Raw genomic sequence first — 19,784 nt, 5'->3', positions numbered from 1 at the left:
TCGGAAGGTTTTTTGTTAGCGGTTCAATTGACCGTTAGACGTGGCTCTGTGATTTGCGGCGATGATGCTCGAAAGCAGCGGCCGTAAAGACAACGTCCGTCGAAGAGTTCAATGCGGTCTCGGCAGAATCCTGCAGTACACCGATCACAAAACCGACAGCCACCACCTGCATAGCGACGTTCTGGTCAATACCGAACAGTCCGCAGGCGAGCGGAATCAGCAGGAGCGAGCCGCCGGGAACGCCGGAAGCACCGCAAGCGCAAACCGCTGCAACAACGGAAAGAAGCAGTGCCGTCAAAACATCGACCTGAACACCTAACGTGTAAGCAGCAGACAGCGTCAGAACGGTAATCGTCACTGCGGCTCCGCCCATGTTGATGGTGGCGCCGATAGGAATAGACAGCGAATAGAGTTTTTCGTCTAAACCGAGCTTACGGCAGAGGTTCATGTTCACAGGAATGTTCGCAGCAGAAGAACGTGTGAAGAAGGCTGTCACACCGCTTTCTCTCAGGCAAGCCCAAACCAAAGGATAGGGATTCTTGTGGGTGTAGAGGAAGACCAAAAGCGGATTGACGATCAAAGCAATGAAAATCATGCAGCCGATCAGCACGGCCAGAAGGCGGACATAACTCATCATGCCGGCCAAACCGGTGGTAGCTACGACTTCGGCAACCAACCCGAAAACACCGATAGGTGCAAGGCGAATGACGAAGCGAACGACGTATTCAACGCTAGCAGTAAGATCCGTCACAATGCGTTTAGTCTCGTCGGAAGCATAGCGAAGAGCAACGCCCAAGCTGATAGACCAAGCCAAAATACCGATGTAGTTCGCGTTGGCAATTGCTTTGACCGGATTATCAACGATGTTGAAGATCAGATTCTTCACAACTTCGCCGATGCCGCCGGGCGCTGATAATGCATCCTTCGTATCAATGAGTGCGATCTGCGTCGGGAACAGGAAACTTGCAAATACCGCCACTAAGGCTGCCAGGAATGTACCGACCAAATAAAGAACGATAACGTCTTTCATGGCCGTATTCGTGGTGCTCTCCTGATTCGCAATGGAGGCGGCGACCAAAACAAAAACCAAGACCGGAGCCACGGCTTTCAAGGCGCTGACGAAAAAGGAGCCAAGTACTCCGCAGCCCTGTGCAAATCCCGGGAAAGCCAGGGCGACCAATATGCCCAAAACCAAACCGGCAATGATCTGCTTGACCAATGATCCTTGTTTAATAAGCGTGATTAAAAAAGGGATAGTTCTTTTCATGAGATTTGTAAGAAGTAATTTCCAATACGGCCTCAGTTTACCGATTTTTTTCAGCTATCTTGAAAACGTGGTAATTTTTTCCACCTGTAACGAAACGATCAAACACCTTACTTCCACATGAAAAACACTGCGGCAGGAGTGCCGTTTATCCTGATTTGCGTCCTTTTGGACATCCTCGGCATTGGCTTGATCATCCCGGTTCTGCCGCAATTAGTCGGCGATTTGGCAGGATCACAGTCTGCGCAGGCATGGTGGCTGGGTGCAATGCTGGTCGCCTATGGACTGATGCAGTTTTGCTTTGCTCCTACTTTGGGAGCCCTTTCCGATCGTTACGGACGCAGACCCGTTTTGCTGCTCGGAATTTTCGGTTTGGGAATTATGTTCCTCGTGCCGGCGCTTTCACAGTCGCTGCCCGTCATTTTATTTTCAAGAATCTTGGGCGGCATGTTCGCCGGAAACATCGCCGTTGCTCAAGCCTACATTTCCGACGTGACTGATAAGGCGCACCGCGCTGCCGCCTTCGGCAAACTCGGGGCCTGCTTCGGCATCGGTTTCATTCTCGGTCCTGCCCTCGGCGGAATACTCGGCGAAAACGACGTTCGTCTGCCGTTCTTTATCGCAGGTTGTCTCTCTCTGCTCAATTTTCTCTACGGGATTTTTGTCCTTCCTGAATCTTTAAAAACAAGAGAGCATCGGGCAATCAATTTCAAAACCCTCAACCCGCTTTCCTCACTTGCCCGTTTGACAAAGTTCAAATACATCGGCGCCCTGATCGCAGTCATTGCTCTTAGCGGGTTCGCTCAGTCGATGCTGCATTCGACCTGGACGCTTTTTACAAATTTCCGCTTCCATTGGACGCCGTTTAACATCGGACTTTCTTTGGTCGTCATGGGTCTCGTTACCGCAGTCGTCCAGGGCTTCCTGCTCAAAAAGCTTTTAAAATTATTCGGCGAACAAAAACTGATCCTCTACGGACTCGGCTCCGGGGCTCTAGCCTACCTCTGCTTCGGACTGGTCACTTACGGCCCCCTGACTTACTTGGTGATGCTTTGCAATTTCCTGTCCATTGCCGTTCCGCCGACGCTGAATTCCATCGTCTCTCATTCCGTCCCGGCATCCGAACAGGGGGAGGCCATGGGAACCATCTCGTCTGTAAACAGTTTGATGGGAGTCGCCGCGCCTCTGCTCGGGACGCCTCTTTTAGTCCATACGGCGGCGCAGAGCCCGGGATCAATGCTCGGCGGCCTGCCTTACTTTATCTGCGCTTTAGTCCTCGCCTTAGCCGCCTTTATCGCTTCCCGCCATTTCACTTCTGTTACAACTGCGGATCCTAATAAGGGTAACGGCGACAAAGAGCCCTAGTCGATTGCATTACAGTGAAACTCTCTTTACAGGAGAAGATCGTGAAAAACAGATTATCCTTCGCTCTCTTGGCCGCCTCTGCACTGGCGCTTGCCGGCTGCAGTTCGATTAACACGGCGCTGAACACAAGCAAACAGCCTTCTATGGAAAAGCTGACGCCTCCGTCCGGACAGGCTTTCCTCACACTGGAAGGAAGCGGCATCCAGATTTTCCGCTGCGCCGCCGATGCTAAAGGCACCTACTGGCGCTTCGAACAGCCTCAGGCCAAGCTTAAGGACAAGAGCGGTGAAGCCGTTGCCGAACTTTCCGGCCCGATGAGCGCTTTCGAGTACAAAGACGGCTCGCGAATCATTTCCTCCCACATCATCGCTTGGGCCGACCCTGCGAATCCTCAAAAAGACAACAAGTACGCACTGATGAAAGCCGTCTCCGACCCCGGCACCGGAGTTTTTAACGGCGTCAAATACATTCAGCGCCTGAAACCGGAAGGCGGTATGCCCAACAGCAGCGGATGCACCCCGTCTGAGGCGGGCAAGCTGCTGAAAGTTCCTTTCTCTGCAGAATACGTTTTCTGGAAATGAAAAAGTCCTCCTAAGATTGAAAACTTAATAAACTTCAGTATATTTAACCCCCAAAAGCAGGAATAAAAGCCTGTTTTGGGATATAATGATAGTTTGCCTAAGTTTTTGGTTTTTGGAGGAAATTTAATGAGTCCTACCGCAACTACCGTAGGAGGCTATCTTAGAGATTTGCCGGCGGATAGACGTGTCGCTATGGCCCGCGTTTGCAGCATGATTCGTCGCTCTGCGCGTGGCGTCAGAGAGAGCATGCGTTACGGTTTGGCTTTCTATGAACTCCAGGGGCCGCTCTTTGCTCTTGAATCCACCGAAAAGAGAATGATTCTGTTCATCGCCGAACCGTCCGTTCTCGAAAACTATAAGTCTCTTCTCACCGGTGTCCTTGAGGATAGAAGCGCCATTGAGTTCATCGATCTTAATCGCATTCCGTTGGACAGTCTTGAGAAAATCGTCAGAGACTCTGTTGCAGCAAGAAGAGAAAGACTCAAAACCGGAAAAGCTCCAACCCAGAAAGAACTCTTAGTTCTCTGGAAAATCAACGAAGAAGATGCCAAGGCACCTCCTCCTGTCGTGCGCATTCCGATGAAAGAGGAAGTCACGGAAGAAACTGTGGTTGAAGCTGTCCCCGAAGAACCGAAAGAACCCGTCGAAATCCTTCGTGCACCTACTTTCAAGGATCCGGCAATGACGGCCAGCAGCAGACCGAGAGTCAAAAAAGCTGCAACAGAAGAAAAACCTGTCAAACGCACTCGCGCCAAAGCAGCCAAGGACGATTCCGCCGCACCGAAGAAAGCGACCGCTGCCAAGAAAACAACGACTAAGAAGTCTTCGGCAAAAGAGGAACCGGCTTCCGCAGGCGACGAGTCTAAAAAAGCCGCTGCACCTAAAAAAGCAGCTGCCGCAAAGAAAACCGCAGTGAAGAAGGCCTCGGCAAGAAAGACCGCCGCTAAAAAAACAACTGAAAAAGCAGAAGCCTAACCGCTCTGAAATACAAATGAGACTCCGGCATCGTCCGGAGTTTTTTATGGCCTTTTTAGGCAGAGAAGTTAAAAATCAGCTTTTATCAGGCGAAAATACCCACAAAGTATTACTTTTGGGAAATCAATGGAACAAAAAGAGAAAAAGAAATTGTGGAAGTGGCTGGTTGTCGCAGTCGCCCTCATCTTCTTTGCATTTATGGCGATCCTGCCTTTTGCATGGGAAGACGGAGACGACGTGCCGGCGCCCAATCCCACGATAGAAAACTGATTAATACAAAAATATCTTGCTTGATTTGGTTCGGGACTTCTCTCTTTAGGGATTCTGAATCTACAATTAGTTACGTTTAGAAACTTTCGGAAACTTATCCTCTATGGCAGTAAAAAACTCAGACCGCTCCTCCGAGCGGCTAGGAATCAAACTGGCTGTGGTCATCGGCTGCAAAATCGCTCTGATCACGGTCATTTTCTTCCTTTTCTTCGGCCCGGAAACGAAGACGGACCAAAGTGCTGAAGCTGTCAGCGCAAGGTTTCTTAACACTCCTTCTGTTGTTAATACCGTTCAAGGACAAAAATAATGATCTCAACTGAATTAGTTGACCTGTCACGGCTCCAGTTTGCTGCTACGGCAATGTATCACTATTTATTCGTGCCTCTCACCCTCGGACTCTCCATGCTCCTCGTAGCGATGGAGGCTTGTTACGTAGTGACGGGCAAACAGGTTTACAAAGACATGGTGAAATTCTGGGGAAAACTCTTCGGAATTAACTTTGCTTTGGGTGTGACCACCGGTATCACCATGGAGTTCCAGTTCGGAACCAACTGGTCATACTATTCTCACTATGTGGGCGATATCTTCGGCGCTCCGCTGGCGATTGAAGGTCTCATGGCCTTCTTCCTAGAGTCCACTTTCATCGGTCTCTTCTTCTTCGGCTGGTCTCGTCTCAAGAAGGGAACCCACCTGCTCTGTACATTCCTCATGGCTTTGGGCTCTAACCTCTCCGCTCTGTGGATTCTGGTCGCCAACGGCTGGATGCAGAACCCAGTCGGTGCAACCTTCAATTACCAAACCATGCGAATGGAGATGACGAACTTCTTTGACGTCTTCCTCAGCCCCTGGGCCCAGGCCAAATTCTTCCATACCGTCTCTGCCGGCTACTGCACCGGCGCCGCTTTCGTTCTGGCTATTTCTGCCTGGTACATGCTCAAAGGCCGCGACATGGATTTTGCTAAACGCAGCTTCCGCATCGCCGCTGTCTTCGGCTTAGTGGCCGCGATCTTCACCGCTCAGCAGGGCGATGAATCTGGTTACCTCGTCGCTCAGGATCAGCCTGCAAAAATCGCCGCGATGGAAGGCCTTTGGGAAACCGAACCTGCGCCTGCTCCGATGGCTCTCATTGCGTTTGCCGACCCCGAACTGAAGAAGAATACCTTCGAAATCACTATTCCCTGGCTCGCCGGCATCCTGTCTACCCGCTCCTTGGATAAGCAGATTCCCGGTCTGAACCAGATCATTGCGGAAAACAAAGAACGTATCACTCAAGGTGTGGTCGCTGTCAAGGCTTTGGAACAGCTTCGTAAGAATCCGAACGATGCTCAGGCTAGAGCCACGTTCGAAGAACACAAGAAAGATCTCGGTTTCGGCCTGCTGACTAAGAAGTATCAGCCCGACACCAATAAAGTCACGGAAGCTCAGATCCAGCAGGCTGCCAATGACTCGATTCCGTACTCCATCAATTCCATGTTCTACGCTTTCCGTATCATGGCCGGAGCCGGTGTCGCCCTTCTGCTGATCTTCGGACTTTCCGTTTACTACTCTCTGCGCAGAGTGGCTGCAGAAAAACGCCTTTGGCTCAAGCTCGTGCTCTTTGCAGTCCCGCTCCCCTGGATCGCTTGTGAGGCCGGCTGGTTTGTTGCCGAGTACGGCCGTCAGCCTTGGACCATTTGGGAAATCCTCCCGACTCACCTCTCCGTCTCCTCTCTGTCTGTCGGTTCGTTGTGGGGCTCTTTGGGCGCCTTAGTATTCCTCTACACAGGTCTGTTAATTGTGGAAGCATGGCTCATGGTGCGCTTTGCTAAGCTCGGTCCCAGCTCTTTAGGAACCGGTGCCTATCACCACGAACAAGCTGCTAAGTAAAGGACAGTGACTATGTTTATCGATTACGAAATACTTAAACTCATCTGGTGGCTGTTCATCGGCGTTCTGTTAGCCGGTTTCGCCGTCATGGACGGTCAGGATATGGGCGTCGGAACGCTTCTGCCTTTCATCGGTAAGAATGACGACGAACGCCGTGTCATGATCAATTCTGTCGCTCCTCACTGGGACGGCAACCAAGTTTGGTTCATTACCGGCGGCGGTGCCATCTTTGCCGCTTGGCCTTTGATCTACGCAACAGCCTTCTCCGGCTTCTACTGGGCCATGCTGCTGGTTCTGTTCGCGCTCTTCTTCCGTCCGGTCGGCTTCGACTACAGAAGTAAGATCGCCAACAAGACTTGGAGAAATTCCTGGGACTGGCTCCTTTTCGTCGGCAGCTTTGTTCCGCCGGTGGTCTGCGGCGTCGCCTTCGGTAACTTGCTCGAAGGTGTACCGTTCCACTTCGACGATCATCTGAGAAGTTTCTATACCGGCTCCTTCTGGGCCCTTCTCAATCCGTTTGCCATCCTCTGCGGTTTGGTATCCATCGCCATGATCGTTGCCCAGGGCTCAAACTACTTAGTCTTGAGATCCGAAGGTGTGCTTCAGCAAAGAGCCAAGATCTGCGGACAAGTCTCTTCCTTGCTGTTCATCGTCTTGTTCCTGCTTGCCGGCGTATGGGTGTATATGGGAATTGACGGGTTTGTCATCACTTCCGCGATTGACCCCAACATGCTTCCGAACCCGCTGAATAAGGCTGTGGAAGTCCAGGCCGGTGCCTGGTTTAAGAACTTCTCCGACTATCCTGTTCTCTGGACATTCCCTGCACTCGCGGTTGTAGGCGCTCTGATTTCCTTCCTCAGCGTCAGCAAGCTTAAGGCCGGCGTCGCTATCGTCTTCTCTTCGTTAGCTGAAATCGGAACTGTCTTCACACCGCTCGTTGCGATGTTCCCGTTCCTGATGCCGTCCTCTTCGAACCCGATCTCCTCTTTGACGATTTGGGACTGCACAAGCTCTCAGCTCACGCTTTTCACCATGCTGATCGTTACCCTGATCTTCCTGCCGCTGGTTCTCATCTATACCGGCTGGGCCTATAAGGTGATGAGCGGAAAACTGACGAATAAGATGATTCAGGAAAACTCGAAGAATCTTTATTAATCCAACATAACTATGCTGCCCGTGTGAGCGGGCAGCCGGAGTAAGCAATGACATACTTAGCTTGGATCTGTGCAGTTCTCTTCATGATCTGCCTTTCTGCCCTGGCTACCCTCGGATTCGATTTCCCGAAGCAGTCCGACCAAGAGAAATAGAAGCGCATGAGGATTCTTTCTTTCCTGATTGCCTTATCAGTCGCAGCCTTTGTGATTATTTATCCGCGTGCGATTGCTTCTGATATGAGCTCTGTACCGCATGGCTGGCTTGTCCTTCTTCTTTTAGGAATGAGCTTCTGCTTTGTCTACGGAGTAGGCTTCAAAGCCAGAAATCGATTCTTAGCCTTCTTATTCTCCCCGCTGGTCGCATGGACCTGTGTCGGAGTGGCAAGTTTCATGATTTTTTTCAGGCATCCTTAATTCGACAGACTCTGCCGTCAAAAGCCTCCGGGGTTGAGCCGGAGGCTTTTGTTTTTTCTTCACAGAAAATTAAATACCGTGGTCATTAGCGGCACAGTTGCCATCGAAAAACAGGTGGTCAGCAACAAGGAATTCGCGACAGGGCCTTCTATCACTCCAAATTCCTGGGCCATGATATAAACGTTCACGCCGACGGGAAGGCAAGCCAAAAGGCATGCCGCCTGACGCTCTATACCGGCAATTCCGAATAAGGCGCACAAAAGAAAAACAGTAGTCGGCTGAATAAAGAGCTTTAAGAAGATCGAGGCACCGGTTAAACGGATGTGGGAGGAAAGCTTATAACGGCTCAGCCCCGTGCCGACGGAAAACAAAGCGACAGGCGTCGCAGATGCGGAAAGCAAATCCATGCTCTTTTCAAAAGGTCCGGGAAGGCTGATGCCGAGCCATGAACTCAAAAGCCCGAGCAGGATTCCGATAATCACAGGATTCTTTATCGTTCTCCATAACCCTTCAAGACAAGTCCCGAGGATTGATGCCTCGCGGCTCCGAGAAAGCTCGACACCAACCGTGACAGCAACCCAAAGCAAAAATACATTCAGAGAAACAATGAAGGCAATGGAAGGAACACAATTTTCACCAAGCAAAGAAATCGCCAGCGGGATACCGAGCTGAACATTGTTTGAGAAAATGGCGCTCATGCCAAAAACCGTGCTCTCATCTCCTCGTAAATGAAACCCTTTGCGGCCGACAAAGAAGGTAAGCAGAAAGACCAGAGCGCACGAACCGAAGTAAGCAAGTCCGATATTCCAATCCGGAGGCGGCAGGTTCGAGGCGCCCCGAATCGTTTGAAAGAGCATGCAGGGAATAGCAATGTTGAAGGCAAACTTAGCCAGCCCCTTGCCGACATTAAAGTCAATAAGGTTGACTTTCGCGGAAAAAAATCCCAGCCCTACCAGGAAAAATAACGGAAAAGCGAGCAAAAAATTCTGAAGAATCATCCTTCTGCACCTTGTGCGACGAGGCCTCGGTATCTCGAGGCCGATCAGAGAAAATTCTATTGAACTGTTTGTCTCGCTTTCAATTCAGGATTACATGGGCATCGGCCGACCGTCGGACAATCTCATCCAGCCGTAAACAATGCGATAGCACACCCAGATCCCGAGCACGACAAAGCCGACAATCCAAATAACAAAGCCGATCAGGAATACGGCAAGCGCAAGCCCGAGGATCCAAACAATGACGATCCACAGCAGCGCGTACCAGAACGTGCGAATCTGCCAGGAGAAATGACTGTCTAAGTAGGTTCCGCGCACGTCGCTGCGCTCAACGTAATTGATGATGACGGCAATAATGGAAGGCCATCCGAAGACAAAGGCCGTCGCGATAGAGGCACCGGTAAAGACACCGATCAAAATGGATAGTGCATGCAGTGCATAAACCACGCGAGTAACCGTCACTAAACTTGGGGGAACCGGAGCCCTCGGCACCCCGTTCTCATCCGTTACAATCGGATAATCGTTCATATGCGCCTCCATCCTTTATGGCGTATCGTAATAGCTGATAATTTTTTACACCAACTATAGCGAGATAGTCTCGGTACTTGTGCTTTTTGAGTTCTCGAGAATGAAACACTGTGCAAATTTTGGTATCGGAGAATGAGATGAGAATTCTGTTAGTAGAAGACGACGAAATGATTGGGGAAGCCGTCGCTGACGGCCTTAAAGGAGAAGGGTATGCCGTCGACTGGGTAAAAGACGGAAACTCTGCGATCATTGCCCTGGATACCACTCCGTTTTCTTTAGTCATTCTTGACCTCGGCCTGCCCGGCAAGGACGGCCTCGCTGTATTAAAGGAAATCCGTTTCCGTAAAAATCACACGCCTGTCCTCGTCACAACCGCCCGCGATACCGTAAACGACCGCATTGAGGGTCTCGATGCCGGTGCCGACGATTACCTCATCAAGCCTTATGACTTAGATGAGCTGAGTGCTCGAATCCGTGCGCTTCTGCGCCGTTCGGCCGGAAGAAGTGATCCGATCATTCGCAGAGGGCGCCTCACCATTAATCCTTCGACGCGCGAAGTGCTCTTTAACGGAGAATCCGTACTCTTATCCAGCAAGGAATACGCGCTTTTATTTGCCTTGGCCGAGCGTCCTGGAATCGTATTGTCCAGAGCTCAGCTGGAAGAAAAACTCTACAACTACGAATCTTTAATCGGCTCCAACGCAATTGAGGTTCATATTCATCATCTTCGCAAAAAACTCAGTGAAGACAGTATCAAGACCGTCCGCGGCGTAGGCTACGTCCTCGAAACCTAATGTACTCAATTAAGACCCGGCTCCTCGTTGCCCTAAGCATCGTACTGGCACTGACAACCATAGCCACGGGAGCCGCTATGTATTACTCGGTCCAGCGGGAGGTCGACCGCCTGCTGGATGACTCCCTGCGCGAAGTCGCTCTTTCCTTTGACAATATTCGCTCTCAGGACGTCGTACAGCTCAAGCGCCGCTTCGGCAACCGAGAGCAGAGCATCGTCGTACAAATTTACGATCCGATCAGCGGCACCGTTGCCTTGTCCAGACGGATGGAATCCCTGCCGGTAATGGACCGCGTGGGCTTTTCTGACTTCCAGCTGGACGGCAAGACATGGCGCGCGTATACCTTTTTAAATCCGTACGGCCAGATTGTCGAGGCCGCACAGCCGAGATTTATCCGCAGCGAAATCGCGTTTCAAACGGCTAAGCCGGTCCTGCTCCCGCTTTTTGTCATGATCCTGCTGGTCGGACTTGTGGTTTGGGTCATCATCGGACAAGGCTTTCATGCACTTAATAAAACGACGGGAGCCATTGCCAGAAGGTCTCCGACCTCTCTGCAGCCTCTGTCCATGAAGGGCATGCCGCGAGAGATTGTGCCCTTGGTGAACGCCTTAAACGACCTTTTAGGCCAGCTCGGAGAAAGCATTAAGGCCCAGCAGCGATTTGCTTCCGACGCCGCCCATGAACTTCGAACACCCTTGACCGCGCTCACACTGCAAATTCAGCTCGCCGAACGAGCAAAGACGGATGAGGCTAGGGCAAAAGCGTTCGGACGGTTAAAGGACGGCGTTAAGCGTGCAACTCGACTCGTGACTCAGCTTCTCACGATGGCTCGCCTCGACCCGGACAACCGCTCCAGACCTTTCCTTCCCGTGGACATGACGCAGCTGGCTCGTTCCGTTGCAGAAGATCTCAGTCCCATCGCCGAACAGAAGCACATTCATTTGTGGGCAGTGTCGGAAACACCGACGGTCGTGGTTGCAAACGAAGACGCCCTTCGGCTGCTGCTGACGAATTTATGCGATAACGCACTGCGCTACACCCCCGAAGGCGGCGAAATACGAATTGAGACCCTGATCAAGGATACGGAAGCCTCGATCCGTGTCTGCGACAACGGTCCCGGAATACCTGAAGCCGAACGCGAAAGAATCTTTGAACGTTTCTATCGAGCGGAGGGAACGAAAACGATTCCGGGCACCGGCCTCGGATTGGCGATTGTGCGGCGCGTCGCAGAGCTGCACGGAGGCAAACCGTCTATTTCCGAAGGCATCGGAGGAAAGGGCGTCTGCTTCAGCATCGACTTTCCCATCTGCAAGGCTGCCGTAGAAGATCAACCCCCTGAGGCTGATGAATAGATGACATAATTTTTTACCTTAGCTCTTTGAAGATTAAGGCTTAATTAAGTCCGAAACTTAATATAGAAAGCAATTTTCCGCTCATTTCTTAGGAGAAAAGGAAGCATGTTTTTCAATAAGCTCCTTAAGCCGGCTGTCCTGACCATCGCTTGTGCAGCGGCCTTAACTGCCGGTTCTTTCGGCAACGTATCCTTCTTTCATGAAGCCCACGCTCAGACTTCCCAGCTTTCCGGTCTGCCCGACTTTACAAAGTTAGTCGAGGACAACGGTAAAGCCGTCGTCAGTATTTCGACAGTTAAAAAAGCAAAGCGCCTCGGACCGCAAAACGGCGTGCCTGACGAGCAGCTTGAAATGCTCCGCCGTTTCGGTTTTCCTTTCCCCTTCGGGGATTTCAACGGCCCGGGTATGACACCCGAACGCCGCGGCCAGGGTTCCGGCTTCATCATCGATCCTAACGGCATCATTCTCACAAACAATCACGTCGTCGACGGCGCCGATGAAGTCACCGTGCACCTCACTGATAAACGTGAATTTAAAGCTAAAGTCATCGGTACGGATCCGAAAACCGATATTGCCGTCATCAAGATTGAAGGCAAAAACCTCCCCGTCGTAAAACTGGGAAAATCCGATGACGTCAAGGTCGGAGAATGGGTGGCCGCTATCGGCGCCCCCTTCGGGCTGGACAATACGGTCACCGCGGGGATTGTTTCCGCTAAAAGCCGTAACCTTCCCGACGAACAGTTCGTTCCGTTCATCCAGACCGACGTTGCCGTCAACCCCGGTAACTCCGGCGGTCCGCTCTTCAACATGAAGGGAGAAGTCATCGGTATCAACTCCCAAATCTTCTCCACTTCCGGCGGTTTCATGGGCCTGTCCTTTGCCATCCCGATTGATCTGGCTGTTCAGATCAAAGACGAGCTGATGAAAAACGGCAAGGTCTCCAGAGGAAGACTCGGCATCCTGATGCAGCAGCTCACGCCTGAATTGGCAAAGAGCTTTAACCTGAAGGACGCTAAAGGCGCCCTGATCGCTCAGATCGAAAAAGACGGTCCTGCCGATAAGGCCGGTCTGCGTGACGGAGACATCGTCATCGAATACAACGGCAAGCCGATAGCCGATATCAGAGAACTGTCTCAGGCCGTTGCTTCGACAAAGCCGGGAGCCAAGGTCAAAGTAAAGGCAATGCGCGAGGGCAAGCCTGTCAACCTCGTCATCGTGGTCGGAGAGATGCCCACCGACGGCAAATTGAACTTTAAGAAGCCTGCCGCTTCTCAGAACAATGCCCTCGGCGCCAATGTCAGACCGCTCAATGACAAAGAAAAGAAACGCGTTTCCAACGGATTGTTTGTCGAGTCTGTCTACGGAGCAGCCGCTGAAGCCGGAATGCGAAGAGGTGACATCATCATTAGCGCCGGCGGTAAAAAGATCCGCACCGAAAAGGACTTAAACGAAGTCGTCAGCAAAGCCAAAGGCAGCCTGGCGGTTCTCGTTGACAGGAACGGAAGTCGAGAATTCATTCCCGTGAAACTTTCGGATGAAGCGAAGAAGTAAGCGGTAAAAAACTGCTTTCCATATAACAAACGGCTCTGGAAACGAGCCGTTTGTGTTTTTAGTGTTTGTAGTGAAGGGTCCGGAAGGCTGCCTCTTTCAGATTGTCGGCATTCCGATCCGGTTTGCCGGCTTTTGTTTTCGGGAGCTCCTTTACCCAGGCAATCCGTCGAGGAGACTTATAAGAAGCCAGGATAGGCTTGAGTCTTAATGCCAGTTCTGCATCGGAAGGCAATTTCTGCTCATCTTTCGGAACGAGCAGCGCCGTCACAATGGCACCCCAAGTCTCATCGGGCAGACCTAAAACCAACGCCTCTTTAACCTCGGGAATTGTTTCCAGCGCCTCTTCAACTTCCGCAGGATAGACATTTTCTCCGCCGCTCAGGATGACGTCCTTACGACGGGCAAAGACGCGCACAGAGCCGTCCGGATCGACTTCTCCGATATCTCCGCTGTCAAACCACGCGCCGGGCACCAAGGGCTCTCTTCCCCAATAACCGTGCATCAGCATCGGTCCTTTGATGAAGAGGTGTCCGTCTTCTGACTTTATCTGTACGCCTTTATTGATTTTTCCGCTTCCGGAAGTGCGTTGATAGCGTTCCGCAAACGGTGTTGTCACGACATTGCTTGCCGTCTCTGTCATCCCGTACGTCAGAATAATCGGGATGCCTTTTTCCTCGGCCTCCGCTTTCAGCTTTTCTGAAGTCGGAGCCCCGCCGACTAAAAGCGCTTTTAATGTTTTTAACGGGCGCCATTCGGGCGCTTCATCAAAAATCATGCGCAGCATCGTCGGAACGATAGAAGAGTAGGTAACGTGATCAACCTCCAGACGGCGCAGGTATTCTTTCGGAGAAAACTTCGGCCCGAGCGCAATTGCCGATCTTGCGATCAAAGACCGCGTCAGAATGGAGAAGCCTCCGATACGTGCGGGTGAAATCGACAGCTGCCAAACATCGCCGGGACTCAGAGGAATGTTGTCTCGAGAGGCCTCGGCGCTGGCAGTCAATGCTTCTCGGGTAAGGATCGCGGGCTTAGGCAGTCCCGTAGTTCCGGAAGTAAACAAGATGACAGCCGTATCTTCCGGCAAATGATGATCCAGTCCTTCAACACTTGAGAGGAGCGTATTGCGTTCGTGCTCGGTAAGACCCGGATGGAGAAGCAGGATCGGCTGCTTTCGCTCCAAGAGCGCGAAGACCTTAATCAGCGTCTCAAGATCAGGACGGGCAACAAGCGGGTAAGGGCGCGCGTCACCGAGTCGAGGCAGGATGTCTCGGACCTTTTTGGCAAGTTCCCTGTACGTCAGACAATCACCGTTGCTGCGGACGGCCACAGCATCAGGAACTTCCTCTGCTGCGGCCAGAACCGACAGTTTGTGATCTAAATCGATCGACATATTCCCTCTCGGCTTAGGGGAGACGAGGGAACTTCTTAAAGTTAGGACGACGCTTCTCAAGGAAAGCCTCTTTACCTTCCTTGCCTTCTTCGGTCATGTAATACAGGAGGGTGGCGTTGCCTGCAAGTTCCTGCAAACCGGCTTGACCGTCGCAGTCCGCATTCAGGGCGGCTTTCAAGCAGCGAATAGCAATCGGAGAATTGGCAAGAATCTCACGGCACCACTGCACGGTTTCGGCTTCCAGTTCTTCATAAGGAACCACCGTGTTCACTAAACCCATTTCCAGTGCTTCTGTCGCGTCATAGAAACGGCAAAGGAACCAAATTTCGCGAGCCTTCTTCTGTCCGACAATGCGGGCCATGTAGGATGCACCCCAGCCGCCGTCAAAAGAACCGACGCGGGGACCGGTTTGACCGAAACGTGCATTGTCAGCAGCAATCGTAAGATCGCACATCATGTGAAGAACATGACCGCCGCCGACACACCATCCGGCAACCATTGCAATGACGGGTTTCGGGCAGGTTCTGATCTGACGCTGGAAATCCAAAACGTTCAGACGCGGAACGCCGTCGCCGCCGACATAGCCGCCGTTGCCGCGAACCTTCTGGTCTCCTCCGGAGCAGAAGGCATCTTTTCCTTGGCCGGTAAGAATGATGACACCGATGTTTTCGTCGTCACGAGCGTCTGCCAAAGCCGTTTCCATTTCTCTAACGGTCAAGGGACGGAATGCATTGCGCACCTGCGGACGATTAATCGTAATTTTGGCAATCCCTTCTTCTGATTTCTCGTAAAGAATATCTTCGAAATCTCCGGCCTTTTTCCATTCCGGGACTCGGGGAAGATGTGACGTATCCAACATCGGCTGCATTTTTAATTCCTCAATACGTAAATAATGGGCAAATTTTAGTGGCTATCTGCTTTGATTTCAGAAACAAGCGAGTTCCATTTCGGTTTTTCTGCCGCAATAAAGGCTGCAAATTCATCTGCGCCCGAAAATACCGGTTCCGCGCCGAGCTTTAAGATTTTTTGCTTGGCATCTTCCGAGTTCTTTAATGCCTTAATGGCATTGGAGAATTTTTCTACTACGGGAGCCGGCGTTCCCTTCGGCAGCACGAATCCGTCCCAAGCGTAAAGTTCATAACCGTCGACACCGGCCTCTTTCATCGTCGGGACTTCAGGGGCAGCTGTCAGTCGTTCGGGCGTCGTAACGGCAAGGGCCTTTAAGGCTCCTTTGCGGATGTGAGGAAGAACGTTGCTGCTCACGTCGATCATGAAAGGAATACGGCCGGCCAATACTTCAACCAGAGCCGCCGCGCCGCCTGCATGGGGAATATGAGTAAGTTTTGTACCTGTTACCTGAGCAAAATACTGACCCGCGAGGTGGCTTGTGGTCCCCACGCCTGAGGAGGCGAAATTAACTTCACCGGGATGCTCTTTGGCGTACTTGATCAAAGAGGGTAAATCCGTCACGCCGGGAATTGCTTTCGGATTTAAAACCATGATCAAACCGATCTTAGAAAGTTGTCCGACGGGGATCAGATCTTTCATCGGATCGAAGTTTGTCGTCTTGTAGAGGAGCGGGTTGACGCAGAAGATGCCGTTCGTGACGTAGCCGAAGGTCTTGCCGTCAGGAGCAGCCTGTACGACCGAGCTTGTGCCGATATTGCCGCCGGCTCCCGGACGATTCGCAATCCATACCGTGCTCCCTAAATTCTTGGACAAATATTCAACTTCGGACCGAGCCAGGTTGTCTCCGCCGCCGCCCGGAGGAAAAGGAACCACCAAACAAACTTCTTTTTTCTCTTGAGCAAAGGCCGGTGCCTGAGTCATTAACAATAAGGAGATAAGGCTCAGCCCGAAATTACGTCTTTTCATATTGTTACCCATAAAATAATGTACCGTATGGTACAGTACATTCACTGATGCCACGCACAGAGCTCTCAAAATGAAGACTGAAATCGTTCCGAAAAGTAACACTCCTAAAACAAAACGAGGAGAAGATCGCCAAAAGAAGCTATTAAATACGGCGATTAAAGTATTTTTGGAACACGGCTACGAGGGAGCTTCTCTGGAAAAGATCATCCTTGACGCCGGCGGCTCTCGCTCAACCATCTATTCGTTATACGGATCCAAGAAAGGACTTTTTCTCGCCTGCCTGAAGAGTTTGGTGGAAGAGGTCTATTTCGCATACGCAGAACATTACGACGAGTCTCGTCCTTGGGAAGAGGAGCTCATTGTTTTCGGAAGAGTCTTCCTGACATCCATCTTGGATGATCGGGCCGTCAATACTTCGCGCCTCATCTTTTCTCAAGCCGCTAAAGACCCGGATATTGGAAACTGGTATTACACCGAAGGAGCCGAACTAAGTTACCTTTGCTTTGCCAAAGTACTGGAAAACAAGCTCCCGTTAAGTCTTGAGGAACTCAAACCGCTGGCGCAGCATTATATCGAAATGCTTAAGGCTGACCTCTACATGAAACGTCTCTGCGGCGTCTCTGTTTCTTTGAACGACCAAATCATCAGCGATGAAGTTCGTCTCTGCGCCGATATTCTTATCAAATATCTCAAATCTAGAATGATACAGACTTAAGCTGCCGATACTGCAGCGCAGAGTTGTCTGCAAAAACAAGACCTCCTGAAGATCCGCTTCATTCCCTTAGGCGTTATCCCTAGAAAGTCATTTTTTCTTCTTTCAATCGTCTTATCATTCAGCTTAATTTTTTAGTTACCTCGATTTTCGGGTCATGCTCGATTCCTTCTATTTGCAATACCTCTTCGGCGGATTTGTCAGTCTCATTGTTATTACAAACCCGCTCTCTAAGATTCCGCTTTTCATCAGTTTGACGCAGGGCATGTCGTTAGACGTGCGTAAAAAGCAGGCTAACTGGTCCTGCTATTACGCTGCAGCCATCATGTTGGTAAGTCTGGCTGCCGGAAACCTGCTTCTCGTCTTCTTCGGCATCTCTTATGGAGCGCTTCGTATTTCCGGTGGTTTTGTCGTCGGGATCATCGGCTACCAAATGCTCTTCGGTTCCCGAGATCAAGGAGGTGCCCCGGTTGTGCGCCGTGACAAGGATGACTATTCCTTCTTCCCGATTGCCATGCCGGGCATCAGCGGCCCCGGTACGATCGCCGTTGTTATCGGTATTGCTTCCGAAATCGCTGAACTTCCCAACGTTATGGACATGGCCGGTGCGTTTTTCATGACCGGCGTCGCCATCGTTTTAACCTGCGCCGTCACCTGGATCGTTCTGCGTTCGGCAGATTACATCTCCGGCCGTTTAGGACCGTCGGGCACTGCTGTACTGACCAAACTGATGGGCTTCCTGCTTATCTGTATCGGCGTGCAGTTCATCGGCTCCGGCATCAGAACCTTCATTGCAGGTTCCTAAAGCTCATACCCAGCAAAAAGCCGGCGATTTCGCCGGCTTTTTGCTTTTGGAGTCCAAACGAGACGATTATTCCGTCGTCACGCTCTTAGCCAGGTTTCTCGGTTTATCCACATCCGTTCCTTTTGCGATGGCTGTGTGATAAGCCAGCAGCTGGAGAGGAATGACATGAAGAATCGGAGAAAGAACGGCGTAATTTTCCGGAAGCTGAATAACATGCATACCCTCGGACGGCTGGATGTTGCATCCTTGGTCTGAGAACACGAACAACTCACCCTTACGTGCACGAACTTCTTCCATGTTGCCTTTGAGTTTCTCCAAAAGCTCATCGTTCGGGGCGACCGTGACAACCGGCATTTCTGCATCAACCAGTGCCAGAGGTCCGTGCTTAAGTTCTCCGGCCGGATAGCCTTCGGCATGTAAGTAGCTGATTTCTTTCAGCTTCAATGCGCCCTCTAAGGCGATCGGATAATGCATCCCGCGTCCCAGGAACAAAGCGTTGTTCTTCTGCGCAAATACAGAGGCCCACTCTTTGATCTCGTTTTCTTTTTCGAGAATTGCACGCATTGCCTCAGGCAGGTGGCGCATGTCTTTCAAACGAGCTTTTTCCTCCTCTTCAGACAGCAAGCCTTTTTCTTTGGCAATCGCCGAGGTCATCAGGAACAAGGCTGCGAGCTGAGTGGTAAAGGCTTTCGTGGAAGCGACACCGATCTCTACACCTGCACGAGTAATGTAATGTGCACGAGTCCTTTTCACCATGGCGCTCGTTGCGACATTGCAAATCGTCATCGTCATGTCCATGCCCAGGCTCTTGGCATGTTCCAGCGCTGCGAGCGTATCAGCGGTCTCTCCTGACTGAGAGATCGTAAGAACCAGCGTATCTTTATCAGGGACTGATTCGCGGTAACGGTATTCGCTGGCAATTTCCACGTCACAGGGGACTTTTGCGAGAGATTCCAGCCAGTACTTAGCAACCATGCCCGCGTAATAACTCGTGCCGCAGGCAAGAATCAGGACGCGTTTGAGGCGCTTAAACATGGCGGGCGTTTCATGTCCGAAGATAGAGCTGGAAATACCGACAACACCTTCCAAGGTATCGGAAATCGCCTGAGGCTGCTCAAAGATTTCCTTCTGCATGTAATGCGTGTACGGTCCGAGCGCAATGTTCTGGCTGAAACCTTGAACAACCGAGACGGGACGCTCAACGCGGACAAACTGATCGCCCTGAAGATTGTAAATCTCGGCGGACTGCTGCCGAACATCGGCAACATCGCCGTCTTCGAGATAAATATAACGGTCGGTAACGCCGGCTAAGGCCATGGGATCGGAGGCAACGAAGTTTTCGTTTTCTCCTAAAGCAATCACAAGTGGAGCGGCGACGCGTGCCGCGACAATGCGGCCTGGTTCATCTTTGCAGGAAATGGCCAAGGCGAAAGCGCCGCGAATGCGGCGCAGCACGTTTTCTACCGCTCCCAGCAAATCGCCTTTGTAATAATAGTGGACTAAGTGAGCAATCACTTCGGTATCGGTCTGACTGACGAATTCGTAGCCTTTACCGATCAGCTCTTCTTTTATGGCGGCGTAATTTTCAATGATGCCGTTATGAACCACGGCAATCTGATTATTGGAAAAAAGCGGATGCGTATTGCGAATTTCAGGTGCCCCGTGTGTAGCCCATCTGGTATGAGCAATACCTGTGGAACCTTTAACTTCGTCTTCTTCCGTTTGTCTGATCAGATCTTGAACACGCTTAACCGTTCTGGAACGCTTAAGCTGACCGTCATCGACGACAGCGACACCGCAGGAGTCGTACCCGCGGTACTCCATGCGACGAAGACCTTCCGTCAGAATGGGAACAATATTTCTATAGCTGACCCCGGCAACAATTCCGCACAT

At 51.3% G+C, this 19,784-nt stretch carries 20 protein-coding genes; 13 read left to right on the top strand and 7 right to left on the bottom strand.

Going from position 1 to position 19,784, the window contains the following annotated elements; translation table 11 throughout:
• Positions 1-34: 34 nt before the first annotated feature.
• The gene (gene sstT, locus ACZND6_RS05075; protein WP_008810393.1) at positions 35-1,267 is read right to left on the bottom strand and encodes a serine/threonine transporter SstT; all 1,233 of its coding nucleotides are present in this window, start codon (positions 1,265-1,267) and stop codon (positions 35-37) included.
• Positions 1,268-1,384: 117 nt separating this feature from the next.
• Between sstT and ACZND6_RS05070 the strand changes: the two genes are divergently transcribed.
• The 8 genes from ACZND6_RS05070 (at position 1,385) to ACZND6_RS05035 (ending at position 7,889) form a co-directional block, all read left to right on the top strand.
• Positions 1,385-2,629, top strand: a complete 1,245-nt coding sequence (locus ACZND6_RS05070; RefSeq protein ID WP_008810392.1) for a tetracycline resistance MFS efflux pump — start codon at positions 1,385-1,387, stop codon at positions 2,627-2,629.
• 41 nt (positions 2,630-2,670) lie between these two features.
• Positions 2,671-3,210, top strand: a complete 540-nt coding sequence (locus ACZND6_RS05065; RefSeq protein WP_270209092.1) for a DUF3455 domain-containing protein — start codon at positions 2,671-2,673, stop codon at positions 3,208-3,210.
• 126 nt (positions 3,211-3,336) lie between these two features.
• Complete coding sequence (locus tag ACZND6_RS05060; RefSeq protein ID WP_008810390.1) at positions 3,337-4,185, top strand: DUF1801 domain-containing protein; 849 nt, start codon at positions 3,337-3,339, stop codon at positions 4,183-4,185.
• Between the two features lie 126 nt (positions 4,186-4,311).
• A complete protein-coding gene (locus ACZND6_RS05055; RefSeq protein WP_008865142.1) occupies positions 4,312-4,455 on the top strand; it encodes a hypothetical protein in 144 nt (47 codons plus the stop codon).
• A 103-nt stretch (positions 4,456-4,558) separates the two neighbouring features.
• Complete coding sequence (cydP, locus tag ACZND6_RS05050; protein ID WP_008810389.1) at positions 4,559-4,762, top strand: cytochrome oxidase putative small subunit CydP; 204 nt, start codon at positions 4,559-4,561, stop codon at positions 4,760-4,762.
• On the top strand, positions 4,762-6,321 hold the full coding sequence (locus tag ACZND6_RS05045; protein WP_008810388.1) for a cytochrome ubiquinol oxidase subunit I: 1,560 nt from the start codon (positions 4,762-4,764) through the stop codon (positions 6,319-6,321). Before cydP ends, ACZND6_RS05045 begins: the two co-directional genes overlap by 1 nt.
• A 12-nt stretch (positions 6,322-6,333) precedes the next feature.
• Positions 6,334-7,476 (top strand): cytochrome d ubiquinol oxidase subunit II, encoded by a 1,143-nt coding sequence (cydB, locus tag ACZND6_RS05040; RefSeq protein WP_418572036.1) that lies wholly within the window; start codon positions 6,334-6,336, stop codon positions 7,474-7,476.
• 158 nt (positions 7,477-7,634) lie between these two features.
• Entirely contained in the window at positions 7,635-7,889 is a 255-nt protein-coding gene (locus ACZND6_RS05035) for a cyd operon YbgE family protein (protein ID WP_021868480.1), read from the top strand.
• Between the two features lie 59 nt (positions 7,890-7,948).
• Here ACZND6_RS05035 and ACZND6_RS05030 read toward each other — a convergent pair whose 3' ends face one another.
• Positions 7,949-8,887, bottom strand: coding sequence for an AEC family transporter (locus ACZND6_RS05030; protein ID WP_412447701.1), 939 nt, complete (start codon positions 8,885-8,887; stop codon positions 7,949-7,951).
• A 90-nt stretch (positions 8,888-8,977) separates the two neighbouring features.
• On the bottom strand, positions 8,978-9,412 hold the full coding sequence (locus ACZND6_RS05025) for a DUF4870 family protein (protein WP_021868479.1): 435 nt from the start codon (positions 9,410-9,412) through the stop codon (positions 8,978-8,980).
• Positions 9,413-9,549: 137 nt separating this feature from the next.
• On the opposite strand from ACZND6_RS05025, the gene ACZND6_RS05020 reads away from it, so the two are divergent.
• From ACZND6_RS05020 to ACZND6_RS05010, 3 genes are all read left to right on the top strand, one after another.
• Positions 9,550-10,206 carry a response regulator gene (locus tag ACZND6_RS05020; protein WP_008810383.1) on the top strand — a complete coding sequence of 219 codons (657 nt, stop codon included), beginning with the start codon at positions 9,550-9,552 and terminating at the stop codon, positions 10,204-10,206.
• Entirely contained in the window at positions 10,206-11,558 is a 1,353-nt protein-coding gene (locus tag ACZND6_RS05015) for a sensor histidine kinase (RefSeq protein WP_008810382.1), read from the top strand. The genes ACZND6_RS05020 and ACZND6_RS05015 overlap by 1 nt, the downstream gene beginning before the upstream one ends.
• A 105-nt stretch (positions 11,559-11,663) precedes the next feature.
• Complete coding sequence (locus tag ACZND6_RS05010) at positions 11,664-13,109, top strand: DegQ family serine endoprotease (protein WP_008865146.1); 1,446 nt, start codon at positions 11,664-11,666, stop codon at positions 13,107-13,109.
• A gap of 58 nt (positions 13,110-13,167) precedes the next feature.
• Here the strand turns inward: ACZND6_RS05010 and ACZND6_RS05005 are convergent, their stop codons facing one another.
• Genes ACZND6_RS05005 through ACZND6_RS04995 form a run of 3 tightly spaced genes read right to left on the bottom strand, consistent with a single transcriptional unit; the run spans position 13,168 to position 16,374 of the window.
• Positions 13,168-14,499 (bottom strand): class I adenylate-forming enzyme family protein, encoded by a 1,332-nt coding sequence (locus ACZND6_RS05005; RefSeq protein WP_008810380.1) that lies wholly within the window; start codon positions 14,497-14,499, stop codon positions 13,168-13,170.
• A gap of 13 nt (positions 14,500-14,512) precedes the next feature.
• On the bottom strand, positions 14,513-15,367 hold the full coding sequence (gene menB, locus ACZND6_RS05000) for a 1,4-dihydroxy-2-naphthoyl-CoA synthase (RefSeq protein WP_008865148.1): 855 nt from the start codon (positions 15,365-15,367) through the stop codon (positions 14,513-14,515).
• A gap of 35 nt (positions 15,368-15,402) precedes the next feature.
• Positions 15,403-16,374 carry a Bug family tripartite tricarboxylate transporter substrate binding protein gene (locus tag ACZND6_RS04995; RefSeq protein WP_240141167.1) on the bottom strand — a complete coding sequence of 324 codons (972 nt, stop codon included), beginning with the start codon at positions 16,372-16,374 and terminating at the stop codon, positions 15,403-15,405.
• A gap of 70 nt (positions 16,375-16,444) precedes the next feature.
• Here ACZND6_RS04995 and ACZND6_RS04990 point away from each other — a divergent pair, with 70 nt between their 5' ends.
• Together ACZND6_RS04990 and ACZND6_RS04985 are read left to right on the top strand one after the other, a co-directional pair.
• Positions 16,445-17,089 (top strand): TetR/AcrR family transcriptional regulator, encoded by a 645-nt coding sequence (locus tag ACZND6_RS04990; RefSeq protein WP_489524430.1) that lies wholly within the window; start codon positions 16,445-16,447, stop codon positions 17,087-17,089.
• A 154-nt stretch (positions 17,090-17,243) separates the two neighbouring features.
• Complete coding sequence (locus ACZND6_RS04985) at positions 17,244-17,891, top strand: MarC family NAAT transporter (protein WP_008810376.1); 648 nt, start codon at positions 17,244-17,246, stop codon at positions 17,889-17,891.
• A gap of 66 nt (positions 17,892-17,957) precedes the next feature.
• Here the strand turns inward: ACZND6_RS04985 and glmS are convergent, their stop codons facing one another.
• Positions 17,958-19,784, bottom strand: a complete 1,827-nt coding sequence (gene glmS, locus ACZND6_RS04980) for a glutamine--fructose-6-phosphate transaminase (isomerizing) (protein WP_008810374.1) — start codon at positions 19,782-19,784, stop codon at positions 17,958-17,960.

The organism is Parasutterella sp., from assembly GCF_057870745.1.
This window is presented reverse-complemented; position numbering and strand designations above follow the sequence as displayed.